This is a genomic window from Micromonospora sp. SL4-19 (genome assembly GCF_047921475.1).
Classification (GTDB): Bacteria; Actinomycetota; Actinomycetes; order Mycobacteriales; family Micromonosporaceae; genus Micromonospora.
The window spans coordinates 46,045-62,044 of the sequence record NZ_JBLROB010000026.1; the positions used below are offsets into that span (position 1 = coordinate 46,045).

Below are 16,000 nucleotides of genomic sequence, written 5' to 3' on the forward strand. Positions count from 1 at the left end.
GGGGCCGAGGCGACCGTGGACGGCCGGGACCTCAGCGGGCGGTGTCGACGACCGCCTGCGCGAAGACCTCCGAGCGGTGCTCGAAGTTGCGGAACCGGCCGTAGCTCGGGGCCGCCGGGGAGAGCAGCACCACCCCGCCGGCCGGGGTGAGCTTGCGGGACAGTCCCACCGCGGCGACCAGATCCTCGGCGACCTCGGTCCGCACCGCCGGCAGCCCGGCGAGCGCCTCGACGATCCGGGGGCCGCTGTCCGGGATGCCGATCACGGTGATCTCCCGATCGGCCAGGTGGTCGCGCAGCGGGGCGTAGTCCAGGCCCCGGTCGGTCCCCCCGACGATCACCGTCAGCGGCCGTCCCTCGTACGCGTCGATCGCGTGCATGGCCGCGTACGGGCTGGTGGCCAGGGTGTCGTCGACGAAGGTGACCCCCGACGGGTCGGAGATCTCGGTGAGCCGGTGGGCGAGCCCCTGGAACCCGGCGACCGCCACGGCGAGGCTGTCCTTGCGGCCGACCACGTCGACGCCGAGCGCGTCCAGCACGGCGAGCGCGACGCACAGGTTGCTCTCGTTGTGCCGGCCCACCAGCGGCAGCACCTCACGCGGGAACAGCGGGGTGTCCCGCAGGTGGAACCAGCGGGTGCCGTCCGGGCCGGAGGCGACGTGGGTGGCGTCCGGCAGGCCGGCCCGCACCGCGGCCCGGTCCCCCAGTTCCAGGGCGAGCCGCGGATCGGCGCCGTTGACCACCACCGTGTGCGGGCCGTGCGCGATCAGGTTGAGCTTGTCCCGGTAGTACTCCCGCTCGCCGCCGTGCGCGTCGAGGTGCTCGGGGAAGAGCGCGGTGACCACGGCCACCCGGGGCGAGTCGGTCAGGTCGGCGCACTGGTAGCTGGACAGTTCCAGCACGTACAGCTCGGCCTCGGGCAGGTCGAGCAACGGCACGCCGATGTTGCCGCCGAAGACGTTGGGCCGGTCCATCGCGGCGAGCAGGTGACTGATCAGGCTCGACGTGGTGCTCTTGCCCTTGCTGCCGGTGACCCCGACCGTCCGGTCCGCGTGGTCGGCCATCCAGAGCGCGCTGCCCTGGGTGACCGGGACGGCCCGCCGGCGCAGCTCGACCATCCAGGGGTGGGTGCTCGGCACCCCCGGCGAGCGGACCACCACCTCGGCCGCGGCCAGCCGGGCGAACCCCTCCTCGCCGGTCACCAGCGGCGCGGCAGCGGCGACCGCCCCCTCCCACGGCAGGCTGAGGAAGTTGGCACTGTCGTCCACGGCGACCAGACCGGCCGGGCCGTGCGCGGCGATCGCGATCACCGCGGCCCGACCCTCCCGGCCGGCCCCCCACACGGCGACGTGACGTCCGCGCAGATCAGACAGGCGCACAGGCTCTCCTCAGAGTGGGCGACGGCGGTCGACGCACGGTCCGGCACGCCGGACACGGCCGGACGAACCAGGGCCTATTATGGCGTGTGCCCAACGAGCAGCTCCGGCGGATGGACGCCTTCACCTTCCCGTCCTACTCGATCGACTTCGCCACCGGCGAGGTGTTGTTCGACTACGCCCTGACCGGCCCGGACGGCGAGCAGCGGTTCACCGAGGCGATCACCCTTCCCCTGCCGGCGCAGCCCGTGTCGGACGAGACCGCGGCCACCCTTACCCGGGTCCTCGAGCTGCTGCACGTCGTCGCGGGGGTCAGCTACTACAAGGCCGCCGCACCGCGCCGGCTGGTGCTGCCGACACCGCTGGGCGCGGCCGCCGTCGAGCTGGTCACCGCCGTCTACACCAAGGGCCTCGCCGAGTACGCGTACCGCAACCAGCTGCCGCACGTGCTGGAGCTGCGCCCGGAGGTGCCGGCCGGCGAGGTCGCCCCACCCCGGGTGTACGACGACTCGGACCGCCGGCCGCTGTCCGCCGTCGGCGGGGGCAAGGACTCCATCGTCAGCCTGGAGGCGCTGCGTCGGGCCGGTTTCGACCCGGTGCCCTTCTCGGTCAACCCCAACCACGTCATCGTCTCGGTCAACGAGGCGTCCGACCTGGTGCCCCTCGCCGCCCGGCGGCGGATCGACCCGGTGCTGTTCGACCTCAACGCGGCCGGCGCGCTCAACGGGCACATCCCGGTCACCGCGATCAACTCGCTGATCGCCGTCGCGACCGCCGTGCTGCACGGGCTCGGGCCGGTGGTGATGTCCAACGAGCGCTCGGCGTCCGACCCGAACCTGGTCTGGAACGGGCACGAGATCAACCACCAGTGGTCCAAGGGCGTCGAGGCGGAGGGCCTGCTGCGGGCGGCCCTGGCGGAGCACGCCGGGCTCACCGAGCCGTACTTCTCGTTGCTGCGGTCGCTGTCCGAGCTGCACATCGCCCGGCTCTTCGCCGAGATCGACCGGTACGACGCGGTGGTGACCAGCTGCAACGCCGCGTTCAAGCTGCGCGACGCGAGCGAGCGCTGGTGCCGGGACTGCCCGAAGTGCCGGTTCGTCTTCCTGGCCATGGCGCCGTTCATGTCCCGGGAGCGGATCACCCGCATCTTCGGCGGCGACCTGCTCGCCGACACCACGCAGATCGCCGGCTATCGCGAGCTGCTCGGCGTGGACGGGCACAAGCCGTTCGAGTGCGTCGGCGAGGTGGAGGAGTCGGTGGTGGCGCTGAGCCTGCTCGCCCAGCAGCCGCAGTGGCGCGACGCCCCGGTGGTCCGCGCCCTGGTGGACGCCCTGCCGGACACCGCCTGGTCGGCGGCCGCGACCTCCGACGTCTTCACCCCGGGCGGCCCGAACTTCGTCCCGCCCGCCTACGCGAAGGCTCTCACTGCCCTCACCTGAGCCGCACCGCGGGCCCGGGCGGCGTGGTCAGGGGGTGCGGACGGCGTCGAGGGCCAGCAGGGCGACGTGCAGGGAGAGGCAGGCCTGCACCGAGTCGAGGTCGACGTCGAGGATCCGGCCGATGCGGGCCAGCCGCTCGTAGAACGCCGGCCGGGACAGGTGCGCGGCGACGGCCGCCGCGGACTTGTTCCGGCCGTTCTCCAGATACGCCCGCAGGGTGTCGAGCAACTGCTCGCGGGGGTGCCGGGCGTCGTACGCCAGCAGCGCGCCGAGCTCCCGCTCGACGAAGATCTGCAACCGCGGTTCGTCCCGCAGCAGGTGCAGCAGCCCGGCCAACCCGACGTGCGGCAGCCGGAAGATCGCCAGGTCCCGGCGATCCCGGCGGGCCGCCTCGGCGATCTGCCGCGCCTCGACCAGCGACCGGCCCGCCTCCCGCAGGCTGCCCACCCCCGATCCGGCGGCGATGATCACCGCCGCCGGGCCGGGTGCCCTGGACGCGCCGGAGAGGGCCGAACGGGTCGAGCCGTCGGGAACTCGCGGCGCGACGACGACGGGACGGGTGGCCGCGTCGACCGGGCGGGAGGCGGACCGAGGGGCCGGCGGGCGGGCCGGGGCGGCATCGAGGCGTACCCGACGCAGCGCCGCGGCGAACGCGGCGAGCGCCTTCTCCTCGGCGGCCGGATCGGCGAGCGCGAGCAGCGCCCCCACGGCATGGTCGTCGACGGCGCTGGTCAGGCCGGTGAGCTTGGCCTCCCGCAGCGCCTGGCCGACCGCCTCGGCGAGGTCGCGCAGCCGGGCCGGACCGGCCTCCGGCCCGGCGTCGACGCCCGGGGCCGCGCTCTCCCCGGCCGGGTCGTCGGCCCGGTAGCGGACCACCACGCCGACCAGGTGCCGGCGGTCCAGCGGCACGCCGAGCGCCTTCGCCCGCAGCGCCACCTCGTCCACCGGACGGGAGTGGTCGAGCAGGGCGGTGAGCAGGGTGCGGTGGATCTGGCGTTCCAGCCCCTCGGCGTCGCGTCGGATCAGCCGGCCGAGGGCGAGGGTGGAGGCAGCCCGTTCGATCAGGATCGTGAGCCGGCTGGGCAGGGTGCCCACGCCGGTGGCGTGCGCCCCGGCGGCCCGACCGGAGGCCGTCTGGTCGTCCCGGTCGCCGTCGGCCGTCGAATCAGCGGGGGCGACGTCAGCGGGGGCAATCTCCGGGTCGAAGTCGACGTCGTCGACCGCCGGCGCCCGCCCGGTGGTCAGCTCTCCGCCGGCAGGCCAGCGCAGCAGCAACCGCCCCCAGTCCTGGCCGCGCGCGCCGACGGTGGTCACCAGCCACCCGCTGTCCGGGTCGTACGCGGTGCGTCCGGCGGGACGGATCCGCCGCGAGTGCTGCTCCCAGCCGTCGAGCAGCAGCTCGGCGCTCTGCCCCGCCGGGTCGTAGGCGAGCACCTGTCGGGAGAGGTTCTCCAGCACCACGGGGCACCCGGACAGCTCGGCGGCCTGCCGCACCACCTCGGCGGCGCCGGCGCCCTCCACGGACAGCTCGGTGAACCGCTGGTGGATCTCCTCGGTGGCGCGCAGCTCGGTGAGCTGGGCGTCCACGATCAGCGCGTGCACCGCCTCGGTGATCCGCACGAAGGGGGTGGCCCGGCGCAACTCGACCAGGGGCAGCCCACGCCGTTCGGCGACGGCCGCCATCACCCGCGGCACTCCACTGATGTAGCGGCGGCCCAGCTCGACCACCAGCCCGGAGACCCCCACGTCGGCCAGTTCGCCGACGAACGCGCGCAGCCCGGCGTCGTCGGCGGGCAGTCCGATGCCGGTGGTGAGCACCAGCTCGCCGCCGCCGAGGAGGGTGGCGATGTCCGGCACCTCGGCCACGTGCACCCACCGGACCGGCCGGTCCAGGCCCGCGTCACCGGCCACCAGGCGCGGGGCGCCGTGGCGTACCGGCACCAGGGCGAGCACCTCACGGACGGTAGGGAACACGGGCGACACGCTACCGTGCGTCACCGCCGATCTAGAAGAACCTGCCGGCGGAATCAGAGCGGGTCGTCGCGGCCGAGTTCCCAGCATTGCCACCGCGGGTGGCGGCGGCTCCCTTCCCGAGGCGTCGCTCAGTCGACGCCGAACTCCATCGCGGCGCGGTCGAGTGCCTCGTCGTCGCCGGAGGAGACGCCCCGGGAGGCGATGGCTTCCGCGCCGCCCTGTGGCATCGCACCGATCAGCCCGGTCGAGGCGGCCTGTGCGGCGCCGACCATCCGCTGGGGGGTCGCGCCGCCGACCATGCCAAGGGTGGCGTACTGCTCCAGCTTCGCCCGCGAGTCGGCGATGTCCAGGTTGCGCATGGTGAGCTGGCCGATCCGGTCCGACGGGCCGAACGCCGAGTCCTCGGTACGCTCCATCGACAGCTTGTCGGGGTGGTAGCTGAACGCCGGGCCGGTGGTGTCCAGGATCGAGTAGTCCTCGCCCCGGCGCAGCCGCAGCGTCACCTCGCCCGTGACCGCCGTGCCGACCCAGCGCTGCAACGACTCGCGCAGCATCAGCGCCTGCGGGTCCAGCCAGCGCCCCTCGTACATCAGCCGGCCGAGGCGGCGGCCCTCGTTGTGGTAGTTCGCCAGGGTGTCCTCGTTGTGGATGGCGTTGACCAGCCGTTCGTACGCGGCATGCAGCAGCGCCATGCCGGGCGCCTCGTAGATGCCCCGGCTCTTGGCCTCGATGATCCGGTTCTCGATCTGGTCCGACATTCCCAGGCCGTGCCGGCCGCCGATGGCGTTGGCCTCCAGCACCAGATCGACGGGGCTGCCGAACTCCTTGCCGTTGATCGTCACCGGGCGGCCCTGGTCGAAGCCGATCGTGACATCCTCGGTCGGGATCTCCACCGACAGATCCCAGAACCGGACTCCCATGATCGGGTTGACCGTCTCGATGCCGGTGTCGAGGTGCTCGAGGGTCTTCGCCTCGTGCGTGGCGCCCCAGATGTTGGCGTCGGTGGAGTATGCCTTCTCGGTGCTGTCCCGGTAGGGCAGGCCGCGTTCGAGCAGCCACTCCGACATCTCCTTACGCCCGCCCAGTTCGGTGACGAAGTCGGTGTCGAGCCACGGCTTGTAGATGCGCAGCTGCGGGTTGGCCAGCAGGCCGTACCGGTAGAACCGCTCGATGTCGTTGCCCTTGAAGGTCGAGCCGTCGCCCCAGATCTGGACGTCGTCCGAGATCATCGCCCGCACCAGCAGGGTCCCGGTCACGGCCCGGCCCAGCGGGGTGGTGTTGAAGTACGCCCGCCCGCCCGAGCGGATGTGAAACGCCCCGCAGGTCAACGCCGCCAGGCCCTCCTCGACCAGGGCGGCGCGGCAGTCGACCAGGCGGGCGACCTCGGCGCCGTAGCTGAGCGCGCGACCGGGCACCGAGACGATGTCGGGCTCGTCGTACTGGCCGATGTCGGCGGTGTAGGCGCAGGGAACGGCGCCCTTGTCGCGCATCCACGCGACCGCGACCGAGGTGTCGAGGCCGCCGGAGAAGGCGATGCCGACACGTTCGCCGATGGGCAGGGAGGTGAGAACCTTGGACACGAGGAAGATTATTCACCAGAGCGCATGGTCATGCAAGCCGAACGCTCGACGGGACGGGCGTCAGCAGGCCACACACGTGCGGGCGGCTATCCGCTGCCGAACGGCGGATCGTCGCGACCCAGTTCCCAGAACGCCACCGCCGCAGCGGCGGCGACGTTCAACGAGTCCACTCCGCGCCGCATCGGGATGACCACCCGTACGTCGCTGGCGGACTGGGCCGCCGCGGTGAGGCCGGGGCCCTCGGCTCCCAGCAGCAACGCCGCCCGCTCGCGCTGCGCCGGAGCCAACCGCTGGATCGGTACGGCGTCCGGAGCCGGCGTCATGGCGAGCACGGTGAAGCCCGCTTCCCGCACCTGGTCCAAACCCGCAGGCCAGCGCTCGAGCTTGGCGTACGGCACCGCGAACACCTCCCCCATGCTGACCCGCACGCTGCGTCGATAGAGCGGGTCGGCGCACGACGGCGACAGCAGCACCGCGTCGATGCCGAGCGCGGCGGCCCCCCGGAAAACCGCGCCAAGGTTGGTGTGGTTGTTGACGTCCTCCAGGATCACCACCCGGCGGGAGTCGGCGAGCACCTCGGCGGCGGAGGGCAGTGGCTTGCGGCGGAACGAGGCGAGCACACCCCGGTGCACGTGGAAGCCGGTGGCCCGCTGGAGCACCTCCTGGGTGGCCGCGTAGACCGGCGCGTCACCCGTGTCGAGGTCGGCGAGCTGGTCCACCCGCTTGGCGTCGACCAGGTAGGACCGGGCCGGGTAGCCGGCCCGCAGTGCCCGCCGCAGCACCAACTCCCCCTCGGCGATGAACAGGCCGTGCGGAGGTTCCCAGCGGGTCCGCAGCTCGACGTCGGTCAGCGCGCGGTAGTCGGCGATCCGGTCGTCGTCGGGGTCGGTGATCTCGTGGACGGGCACCCGACGATTCTGCCTGGCCAGCTCCGCTGTTCCGGGCACCGGGCGGGCCGGCGATGGCCCCGGCCACGCCGAGTGGTGGGCGGCGGCCCCCGCTCCGGGCCGCCCCACCCACCTCACGCCCGCGTGTAGCGCAGCAGCACCGAGCGGCCGTCGAATCCCCGCGTCTCCACCAGGCGCAGGTCGAGTCGGTCCTTGCCGGGGAAGACCGGCGTGCCACCGCCCAGCACCACCGGGTGCACGACCACCTGGTACTCGTCGATCAGGCCCAGGTCGGTGAGCGCCGCGGCCGCCCCCGAGCCCCCGGTGAGCAGCAGCTCCTTGCCGGGCTGGGCCTTCAGCTCGGCGACCTCGGCGGCCAGGTCGCGGCCGATCACCCGGGCGCCGTACTCGGCGCTCTCCAGGCTGCGCGAGATGACGACCTTCGAGGTACGCCGCCAGACGGGGGCGAACTTCAGGTCGTGCGGGTGCTGGGACAGCTCCTCGGCGCGGGGCCAGTAGTAGGACATGAGGCCCCAGACCTTGCGGCCGTAGAGGAAGGTGTCGGCCCGGTCGGCCAGCTCGAAGGAGTACGCGGACAACTCCGGCCCCATGGCCGGCCAGTCGAACTCACCGTTCGGCCCCTCGATGAAGCCGTCGACGGACTGGTGCACCCAGTAGACGAGCTTGCGCATGGTGTCCTCCTGCTCGTGGCGCCCCGGCGGGCGCGCTCACCGGTGGGTCGGAGCCGCCGGACGGGATCCGACACCGGGAGCGGAATTCTCTCCACCGACCACGGGCACGCCCGGATAGATTCCGGATCATGGAGTACCGCCTGGTGGACCGGTTGCCCACGGTCGAGGAGTTCGTCGACGTCACCACCGCCGTCGGCTGGACCGAGGCGTACGACCCGGCGGCGATCCCGGCCTCGCTGGCCGCCTCACTGCACGCGGTGGTGGCGGTCGAGGGCGACCGGGTGATCGGCATCGGCCGGCTGGTCGGCGACGGCGCGATCTACTACTACCTCCAGGACCTCGCCGTGGTGCCCGAGCGGCAGCGGCGCGGGGTGGGCGCGGCGATCCTCGGCCGGCTGGAGGAGTGGATCGCCGGCCGGGCCTCGTCCCGTACCTTCGTCGGGCTGTTCGCGGCCGGGCAGTCGGTCAGCCTCTACCGCCGCTTCGGCTACGCCGTCCACGACGAGATGACCGGCATGTTCCGGGTCGGCCCGCGCTGACCCACCCGGCGCCCACGGCAGCCGGAAACCGTCGGACTGAAGCCCCCGCCGTCACCAGGAAGGACGGCGGGGGCCCGGTCGGGGTCGCGACGGTCAGCCGCGCCCGCGGCCCTGGAGCCAGCGCATGAGGTTCGGCGGGAGGCCCTGGTCCTGCTGCTGTTGTTGCTGCTGCTGCTGCCAGTCCGGGGTCTGCTGCGGCTGCGGGCGCTGCGGATCGCCGGCCAGCTCAGGACTCGGCGCGGTGAAGCCCTGCACCGGCTTGCCGTCCACCGCCGTCTTGATCACCCGGGCGACGGCGTCGATCACCCTGGCCTGCACCGCCGAGCCGACCAGGTCGGTCGAGTCGTCGGGGTTGGCCGCGATGCCGGCGACGGCCACCTGCGGGGTGAACCCGACGAAGGTCTCGGTGGCGTTCTGCTCGGAGCTACCGGTCTTGCCGGCGACCGGCCGGCCGACGATCCGGTCAACCGAGGTGGCTGTGCCGCCGTTGCACTGCCCGTACGCCGACTGCTGGCCGACCGGGCAGCGGGCCGCGTCGGTCGCGGCCCGGGCCACGTCGGGGTCAAGGACCTTCTTGCAGGACGGCTGGCCGACGTTGACCTTCTCGCCGTTGGCGGCGGTCACCGAGACCACCGGCAGCGGAGTGCAGTACGTCCCCTCGGCCGCCACGGTCGCGTACGCGTTGGCCAGGTCGAGCGGGGTGGTGGCCGCCACGCCCAGGGTGAACGCGCCCCAGTTCTCCGCGTTGTCCGTGGCGAAGGCGGCGTCGGAGTCGGCCCGGAAGGTGATGCCGAGCCGCTGCGCCATCTCCACCGCCTTCTCCGGGCCGACCTGCTCGGCCAGCCAGACGAAGTAGGTGTTCACGGAGCGGCCGAAGCCGTCCCACATCATCCGGTAGCCGTCCATCCACTGCGGGTTGGCGTTGGCCGGGCACCACTTGCCGCCGCAGTTGCCCTCGGCGTCCGAGGCGTAGCGGGTCGACAGCTTGGCCGGGGCGTCGAAGCCGGTGGACAGTGGCCTGCCGGACTCCAGCGCGGCGAGCATGGTGAACATCTTGAACGTCGACCCGGCCTGGTAGCCGTGCACGCTGGCCCCGCCGGAGATCAGCGGGTTGACGGTGTTCGGGCGGTTGGCCTGCCCGGCCGGGTTGTCGGCCAGGCTGTAGTGCCGGTTGACCGCCATGGCGAGCACCCGGCCGGTGCCCGGCTCGACCGCGGCGATCGGCAGGGCGCGCTTGTTGCTGTAGCCGTAGATCGCGGTGGTCTGCTTCTGCGCGGTCTCCTGGATCTTCGGGTCCAGCGAGGTGACCACCGTGTAGCCGCCCCGGCGCAGCGCCTGCTCACGCTCCTTGACGGTGTTGCCGAAGGCCGGCTGGGCCAGCCACCACTGCCGCAGGTAGTCGCAGAAGAAGCCCCAGTCGTCGTGCCCCTGGGTGACCGCGGTGCAGCCGTTGGGCTGGGCGGTCGCGTGCAGGGTGAGCGGTTCCGCCTTGGCCGCGGCGGCCTGCTGCGCGGTGATCGCGCCGGTCTCGACCATCGAGTCGAGCACGTACGCCCGGCGCTGGAGCGCCTTGTCCTTGTCCCCGCCGATCGGGCTGTACGCGTCGGGCGACTGGACCAGGCCGGCGAGCAGGGCCGCCTCGGCCAGGGTCAGGTCGGCGGGTGCTTTGCCGAAGTAGCGCTGGCTGGCCGCGGCGACGCCGTACGCCCCGGAGCCGAAGTACGCGATGTTGAGGTAGCGGTTGAGGATCTCGTCCTTGCTGAGGGTCTTCTCCAGGGCGTTCGCGTACCGGATCTCCTGGATCTTGCGCCCCATGGTCTGGTCGGTGGCGGCCTGCCGCTCCTCGGCGGTGCGGGTGGGGTCGGTCTTGAGCACGTTGCGGACGTACTGCATGGTCAGCGTGGAGCCGCCCTGCTCGGTGCCGCCGCCCGTGACGTTGGCGACCAGGGCACGGGCGAGGCCGCGCAGGTCGGCACCGCCGTGGGAGTAGAAGCGGCGGTCCTCGGCGGCCACGATCGCCTTCCGCATGACCGGGGCGATCTCCGCCAGCGGCACATCGGTGCGGTTGACGTCGTAGAACGTCGTGATCAGGGTCTTGCCGTCGTTGGCGTAGAGGTAGGAGCGCTGGGGCTGTGCGGGGGTGCGCAGCGCGTCGGGCAGGTCCGCGTACGCCCCGAGGGCCGCCTTGGCGACGAATCCGCCGAGCAGATTGCCGGGCAGCACGGCGACCGCGAGGACGAGCCCGGCGAGGACGCCGGCGAGCAGCACGGTGAGGAGCCGCGACAGCGGCGACCGGGGAGACGGCATGGGCTCCAGGATTGCCGCGAATGCCGCCAACCGACCACCCCGCCAGCCAACTGTCAGCTACTTCACGGTGTCTTTCCAGCCACTCCCACCTGCGGGAACGCCGCCAACTTCGTGGTCGCCGCCGGAGCGGGCGGAACCGGTCAGCCGGCGGCCAGCGGGCCGTTCGGGGAGGAGCCGGATGGCGGGGCCGGGGTGGCGGTGACGCTGGCGGCGATGGCGTCGCGGGCAATTGCGGCCGGCACCAGGCGCCCGGAGCGGTAGCCGATGCCGAGGCCGGCGACCAGCGCGAAGATCGCGCCGAAGGTCTGCAACGAACCGACCAGCGCGCCACCGAGGCCGAGCAGCGGAGCGGCGATCATCAGCATGATCCCGTCGCCGTAGGCGAACATCCCGGACCGAGCGACCGACCACCCGGTGAGGAACCACCCGATGCTGTAGCAGGTGGCGCCGACCAGGACGAGGGTGCGCGCGGTGGTGCCGAAGACCGGTGCCTGCTCGGTCAGCCCGGCGAAGGGCAGCATCAGCACGACGCCGGCGATGCTGACCAGCAGCCCGGCCGCGGCGACCCTACGGCACCGGGTGGCGGCGAGCAGGCCGGTGAGCGCCAGCAGCGCGAGCAGCCCGAGCCACACCGCGGCCACCCAGCCGACCAGGTAGAGCGGCCGGCCGTTGGCCGGGTAGGGGTCGTTGCCCACCCCGCCGTCGCTGGCCATCGCGACCAGGCCGTAGAGGATCGCGTACGCGGGCAGCAGCCAGACCGCCGCGCGGGCGAACCGGCGTACCGACCAGGCCCAGCTCGCGTTGGTGGCTGGGGCGACCCGTCCCGGATCGGAGACGAACGGCAGCACGCCGAACCCGCCCCCGGTTCGCCGGGTGCCGAGCGGTCCGGCGGGATCGTGCGCGCCGGGAACCGGTTCTCTGGAGAACAGTTCCTTGGAGAACAGGCTCTTCGCCGGCTCCTTCATGCCTCACCTCGCTCCGCCTGCGGGCGGCGCGGGACGCATTCGGCGCCCCGGTTCCTGGTCACCACCCGTCCTTCAGACCGATGGTGGCAGGCACCGGGGCGCCGCATGAGACTTTCTCGCTTTTGCCGTCCGGTGGCCGGACGGCCCTTCTCAGCCCCGCTCGCGCTGGTCCGAGGGGTCGTTGACCAGGCTCTCCGGCGAGACCGGCTCGGGGGCCGGCAGACCCTGCTGCGGGGCGTTGCCGCCGGTGGCCTGCGCCTCGGCGACGCGGACCTCGTCGTGGATCTCCTGGGCGGCGCTGGCGGCGGCCTGCGCCGCCTCGGCGGCCTCCCGCTCCACCTCGCCGGCACCCTTGCTGGCCTCCGGCGACGGCACGTCGCCGACCATGTTGGCCAGCCCGCCCAGCGCGCCGCCCATGCCCTCCAGGGCCTTGGTCAGCTCGGCCGGCACGATCCAGACCTTGTTCGCGGAGCCGTTGGCGATCTGCGGCAGCGCCTGGAGGTACTGGTAGGCGAGCACCTTCTGGCTCGGGTTGGCTTGGTGGATCGCGTCGAAGACGGTGCGGATCGCCTTGGCCTGGCCCTCCGCCTGGAGGATCCGGGCCTGCCGGTCACCGTCGGCACGCAGCACGGCGGCCTGCTTCTCGCCCTCGGCGGTGAGGATCTGCGACTGCTTGAGACCCTCGGCGTTCAGGATCGCGGCACGGCGGTCCCGCTCGGCGCGCATCTGCTTCTCCATCGAGTCGCGGATGCTCGGCGGCGGCTCGATCGCCTTGATCTCGACCCGGGTGACCTTGATGCCCCACCGACCGGTGGTCTCGTCCAGCACGCCGGAGAGGTGCCGGTTGATCTCCTCCCGGCTGGTCAGCGCCCGCTCCAGGTCCAGCGAGCCGATCACGTTACGCAGCGTGGTAACGGTGAGCTGCTCGATGGCCTGAAGGAAGTTGGAAATCTCGTAGGTGGCACGGACCGAGTCGACCACCTTGAAGTAGAGCACGGTGTCGATCGAGACGACCAGGTTGTCCGAGGTGATCACCGGCTGCGGCGGGAAGCTGACCACCTGCTCCCGCATGTCGACCTTGGTGCGCACCGCGTCGATGTAGGGCACGAGCAGGTTCAGCCCCGGGTTCAGGGTCCGCTTGTACCGCCCCAGCCGTTCCACCACGTCCTGCCGCTGCTGCGGCACGATCCGCACCGCCTTCGCCAGCGTCACCACGACGATCACCGCCACGGCGATCAACAGGACCGCTACAAACGTCATACCGCTCACCTTTTCGCTTCGGGCAGTGCGCCCGGGGTGGAAATCTCGTCCTGCCAGACCAGGGCGGTGGCGCCCCGAACCTTTATCACCTGCACCCGCTCGCCTGCGGCGTAGCTCCGCGTCGCGTCGTACGCCCGGGCGCTCCACAACTCGCCGTCGATCTTGATCAGGCCGCGCTCGACGTCGACCGGCTCGACCACCAGGGCTGTCGTCCCCTCGAGCGCCTCGACGCCGAACGCCTGCTCGCCGCCCTCCAGCGCCGGCCGTGCGTGCCGCCGGATGACCGGCCGGACACCCAACACGCAGAGCGTGGAGACGACGGCGAAGACCAGCGCCTGAAGCGCGACCGGAGCGCCGAGCGCGGCGGCTCCGGCGGCGGCGAACGCCCCTGCCGCGAACATGATCAGGAACAGCGTCGTCGTGAAAATCTCGGCGACCGCCAACAACACACCCAGCACGATCCACAACACGGCGTCCACCCCACGATCGTGACACGCCGACGCACGTGTCATCGAACTGTCATGATCACCTAATCTCGATGGATCGCACCGACGCGACGAGGAGAACCACATGCGCCTGCTGCCCGAGACCGCCCGCGCCGTGGACACGCTGGTCAGCCGGGCCCAGGCCGAGGGTCGCGGACCGTCACTCGCCCTCGGCGTGGTACGCGACGGCGAGCTCGCCCGCGTGGCGCTCGCCGGCGACCACCCCACCCCCGACGCGGACCTGCAGTACCGGATCGGCTCGATCAGCAAGACCATGACCGCCGTGCTGGTGATGCAGCAGCGCGACGCCGGCCGGCTGGCCCTGGACGACCCGCTGGACAAGCACCTGCCCGGCACCCCGGTCGGCGCGCTCTCCCTGCGCCAGCTGCTCGGGCACGCCAGCGGCCTGCAGCGGGAACCGGAGGGGCGGTGGTGGGAGCGGACCGAGGGGGCCGACCTGGCCGGCCTGATCGCCGGGCTGACGCCGGCGAAGATCGCGCACCCGCCGCACCGCGTCTACCACTACTCCAACCTGGCGTACGGGCTGCTCGGCGGGGTGCTGGAGCGGATCACCGGGACGCCCTGGGCCGAGTTGCTCCGGGAGCGGCTCCTCGAACCCCTGAGCATGCGGCGCACCACCTACCACCCGACCGAGCCGTACGCCCGGGGCTACGTGGTGCACCCCTGGCACGACACGCTGCGCGAGGAACCCCGCACCGACACGGGGGCGATGGCGCCGGCCGGCCAGCTCTGGTCGACCGTGGCGGACCTCGGTCGCTGGGCCGCGTTCCTGGCCGACCCGGCCCCGGACGTGCTCGCCCCGGCCACGCTCACCGAGATGTGCGCGCCGGTGGTGATCAGCGACCTGGACTCGTGGACCGGCGGACACGGCCTCGGCGTGGAGCTCTACCGGGTCGGCGACCGGGTGTACGTCGGCCACGGCGGCTCGATGCCCGGTTACATCGCCGGCCTCGCGGTGCACCGGCCCAGCCGTACCGCCGTGGTGGACTTCGCCAACGCCTACGGCCTCAGCCGCGGGCACCACATCGTCGGCCTGGCCCGCGAGGTACTCACCCTGGTGCTGGACGCCGAGCCGGCCCCGCCCACCCCGTGGCGGCCAGCCGGTCCGCCGGCCCCCGAGCTGGCCGAGCTGACCGGCCGCTGGTGGTGGATGGGCCTGGAGTACGAGTTCCGCCCGGACGCGGCCGGTGACCTGGTGGGCGGCCCGGTCGGCCAGCCGCTGCTCCGCTTCACCCCTGAGGGCCCGGACCGCTGGCGCGGCCGCTGCGGCTCCCAGGACGGTGAGATCCTCACCGTGCTCCGGGACGAGGCCGGGCACCCGGTGGCACTGGACATCGCCACGTTCGTCTTCACCCGCACCCCCGACCAGGAGCCCTGACCTCCGCGACCGGATCCGGTTGAGCCGCTACGAACTTGATGACGCAAACGACTCACCCGTCCCCGATCCATTCACGTCATCAAGCTCGTAGCACACGGAAACCCCTCGGCTACCGAACCCGAGCCACCCAGCCCGGGGCCGCGCCCGTACGGACCGCTGCCGCCCGACGAGCCCAAGCCAGGCACCCACTCAGCGCGGTAGCTGCTCGCCGTCCCGCCAGATCGGCGGGCCCCGACCGCAACCCGACGGCTCAGCCGGGCTCCGTGACGAAGTCGATCAACCGCTCCATGGCGTTGATCAGTGGCGTCTCCACGTCGGCGAAGCTGTTCACCCGGGACAGGATGTGCCGCCACATGTCCGCCGGCTCGGCCACCCCGAGGGCCGCGCAGACCCCCTCCTTCCAGGGCCGTCCCGGCGGCACCACCGGCCAGGCCGGGATGCCCAGCGCCTTCGGCTTCACCGCCTGCCACACGTCCACGTACGGGTGGCCGGTGACGAGGACGTGCGGCGAGGTCACGGCCGCCACGATCCGGCTCTCCTTCGAGCCGGCCACCAGGTGGTCGACGAGCACGCCGAGCCGGCGGCCCGGGCCGGGTTCGAAGGCGCGTACCTCGGCGGCAAGGGCGTCGATGCCGTCCAGGGGCTCCACCACCACGCCCTCGATGCGCAGGTCGTCGCCCCAGATCCGCTCCACGAGCGCCGCGTCGTGCACGCCCTCGACCCAGATTCGGCTGGCCTTGGCCACCTGGGCCCGAACGTTGGCCAGCGCGATGGAGCCGGAGGCGGTGCGCCGCCGGGCCGCGGGCACCGGGGCGCGGGCCGGCCGGCGCAGGGTGACCGGCTGGCCGTCGAGCAGGAACGCGGCGGGCAGCAGTGGGAAGTTGCGCCGCCGGCCGTGCCGGTCCTCCAGCACCACGGCCCCCGAGTCGAAGCCGACGACGGCGCCGCAGAACCCGGAGTCGGCGTCCTCGACGACCAGGTCCGGTTCGGCGTCCACCTCCGGGGTGACCTTCCGCCGTCGCCAGTCCCCCGCCAGCACGTCCTCGCCGTATCGCCCCGCCATGTGATCACGCTAATCAGCGGCCCGGCGCGTCGCCC

The 16,000-nt window shown here is 72.8% G+C and carries 13 protein-coding genes; 3 read left to right on the plus strand and 10 right to left on the minus strand.

Features of this window, described 5'->3' with window-relative positions; all coding sequences use genetic code 11:
* Window positions 1-31 precede the first annotated feature (31 nt).
* Complete coding sequence (murD, locus tag ACNAVT_RS24610) at window positions 32-1,378, minus strand: UDP-N-acetylmuramoyl-L-alanine--D-glutamate ligase (RefSeq protein ID WP_416299527.1); 1,347 nt, start codon at window positions 1,376-1,378, stop codon at window positions 32-34.
* An 86-nt stretch (window positions 1,379-1,464) separates the two neighbouring features.
* Between murD and ACNAVT_RS24615 the strand changes: the two genes are divergently transcribed.
* A complete protein-coding gene (locus ACNAVT_RS24615; RefSeq protein ID WP_416299528.1) occupies window positions 1,465-2,814 on the plus strand; it encodes a hypothetical protein in 1,350 nt (449 codons plus the stop codon).
* Window positions 2,815-2,841: 27 nt separating this feature from the next.
* Here ACNAVT_RS24615 and ACNAVT_RS24620 read toward each other — a convergent pair whose 3' ends face one another.
* The 4 genes from ACNAVT_RS24620 to ACNAVT_RS24635 form a co-directional block, all read right to left on the minus strand.
* Complete coding sequence (locus ACNAVT_RS24620; RefSeq protein WP_416299572.1) at window positions 2,842-4,872, minus strand: PucR family transcriptional regulator; 2,031 nt, start codon at window positions 4,870-4,872, stop codon at window positions 2,842-2,844.
* Between the two features lie 44 nt (window positions 4,873-4,916).
* Complete coding sequence (argG, locus tag ACNAVT_RS24625) at window positions 4,917-6,368, minus strand: argininosuccinate synthase (protein ID WP_416299529.1); 1,452 nt, start codon at window positions 6,366-6,368, stop codon at window positions 4,917-4,919.
* A gap of 86 nt (window positions 6,369-6,454) precedes the next feature.
* Window positions 6,455-7,276: a TrmH family RNA methyltransferase gene (locus ACNAVT_RS24630; RefSeq protein ID WP_416299530.1), complete on the minus strand. Its 822-nt coding sequence runs from the start codon at window positions 7,274-7,276 to the stop codon at window positions 6,455-6,457.
* Between the two features lie 113 nt (window positions 7,277-7,389).
* Window positions 7,390-7,947 (minus strand): dihydrofolate reductase family protein, encoded by a 558-nt coding sequence (locus ACNAVT_RS24635; protein WP_416299531.1) that lies wholly within the window; start codon window positions 7,945-7,947, stop codon window positions 7,390-7,392.
* 128 nt (window positions 7,948-8,075) lie between these two features.
* Here ACNAVT_RS24635 and ACNAVT_RS24640 point away from each other — a divergent pair, with 128 nt between their 5' ends.
* A complete protein-coding gene (locus ACNAVT_RS24640; protein ID WP_416299532.1) occupies window positions 8,076-8,486 on the plus strand; it encodes a GNAT family N-acetyltransferase in 411 nt (136 codons plus the stop codon).
* Window positions 8,487-8,579: 93 nt separating this feature from the next.
* Here ACNAVT_RS24640 and ACNAVT_RS24645 read toward each other — a convergent pair whose 3' ends face one another.
* From ACNAVT_RS24645 to ACNAVT_RS24660, 4 genes are all read right to left on the minus strand, one after another.
* The gene (locus ACNAVT_RS24645) at window positions 8,580-10,793 is read right to left on the minus strand and encodes a transglycosylase domain-containing protein (RefSeq protein WP_416299533.1); all 2,214 of its coding nucleotides are present in this window, start codon (window positions 10,791-10,793) and stop codon (window positions 8,580-8,582) included.
* Between the two features lie 140 nt (window positions 10,794-10,933).
* Window positions 10,934-11,758: a hypothetical protein gene (locus ACNAVT_RS24650; protein WP_416299534.1), complete on the minus strand. Its 825-nt coding sequence runs from the start codon at window positions 11,756-11,758 to the stop codon at window positions 10,934-10,936.
* A 150-nt stretch (window positions 11,759-11,908) separates the two neighbouring features.
* On the minus strand, window positions 11,909-13,018 hold the full coding sequence (locus ACNAVT_RS24655) for an SPFH domain-containing protein (RefSeq protein WP_416299535.1): 1,110 nt from the start codon (window positions 13,016-13,018) through the stop codon (window positions 11,909-11,911).
* 5 nt (window positions 13,019-13,023) lie between these two features.
* Entirely contained in the window at window positions 13,024-13,497 is a 474-nt protein-coding gene (locus ACNAVT_RS24660; protein ID WP_416299536.1) for an NfeD family protein, read from the minus strand.
* Between the two features lie 91 nt (window positions 13,498-13,588).
* Here ACNAVT_RS24660 and ACNAVT_RS24665 point away from each other — a divergent pair, with 91 nt between their 5' ends.
* Window positions 13,589-14,902 carry a serine hydrolase domain-containing protein gene (locus ACNAVT_RS24665; RefSeq protein ID WP_416299537.1) on the plus strand — a complete coding sequence of 438 codons (1,314 nt, stop codon included), beginning with the start codon at window positions 13,589-13,591 and terminating at the stop codon, window positions 14,900-14,902.
* A gap of 250 nt (window positions 14,903-15,152) precedes the next feature.
* Here ACNAVT_RS24665 and ACNAVT_RS24670 read toward each other — a convergent pair whose 3' ends face one another.
* Window positions 15,153-15,965, minus strand: coding sequence for a DUF3097 domain-containing protein (locus ACNAVT_RS24670; RefSeq protein WP_416299538.1), 813 nt, complete (start codon window positions 15,963-15,965; stop codon window positions 15,153-15,155).
* Between the last annotated feature and the right edge of the window lie 35 nt (window positions 15,966-16,000).

Excerpts from the sequence above, each read along its gene's own strand:
- ACNAVT_RS24635 (WP_416299531.1), bottom strand. The coding sequence starts at position 7,947 with ATGCGCAAGCTCGTCTACTGGGTGCACCAGTCCGTCGACGGCTTCATC.
- ACNAVT_RS24640 (WP_416299532.1), top strand. The coding sequence starts at position 8,076 with ATGGAGTACCGCCTGGTGGACCGGTTGCCCACGGTCGAGGAGTTCGTC.
- ACNAVT_RS24645 (WP_416299533.1), bottom strand. The coding sequence starts at position 10,793 with ATGCCGTCTCCCCGGTCGCCGCTGTCGCGGCTCCTCACCGTGCTGCTC.
- ACNAVT_RS24650 (WP_416299534.1), bottom strand. The coding sequence starts at position 11,758 with ATGAAGGAGCCGGCGAAGAGCCTGTTCTCCAAGGAACTGTTCTCCAGA.
- ACNAVT_RS24670 (WP_416299538.1), bottom strand. The coding sequence starts at position 15,965 with ATGGCGGGGCGATACGGCGAGGACGTGCTGGCGGGGGACTGGCGACGG.
- ACNAVT_RS24655 (WP_416299535.1), bottom strand. The coding sequence starts at position 13,018 with ATGACGTTTGTAGCGGTCCTGTTGATCGCCGTGGCGGTGATCGTCGTG.
- ACNAVT_RS24665 (WP_416299537.1), top strand. The coding sequence starts at position 13,589 with ATGCGCCTGCTGCCCGAGACCGCCCGCGCCGTGGACACGCTGGTCAGC.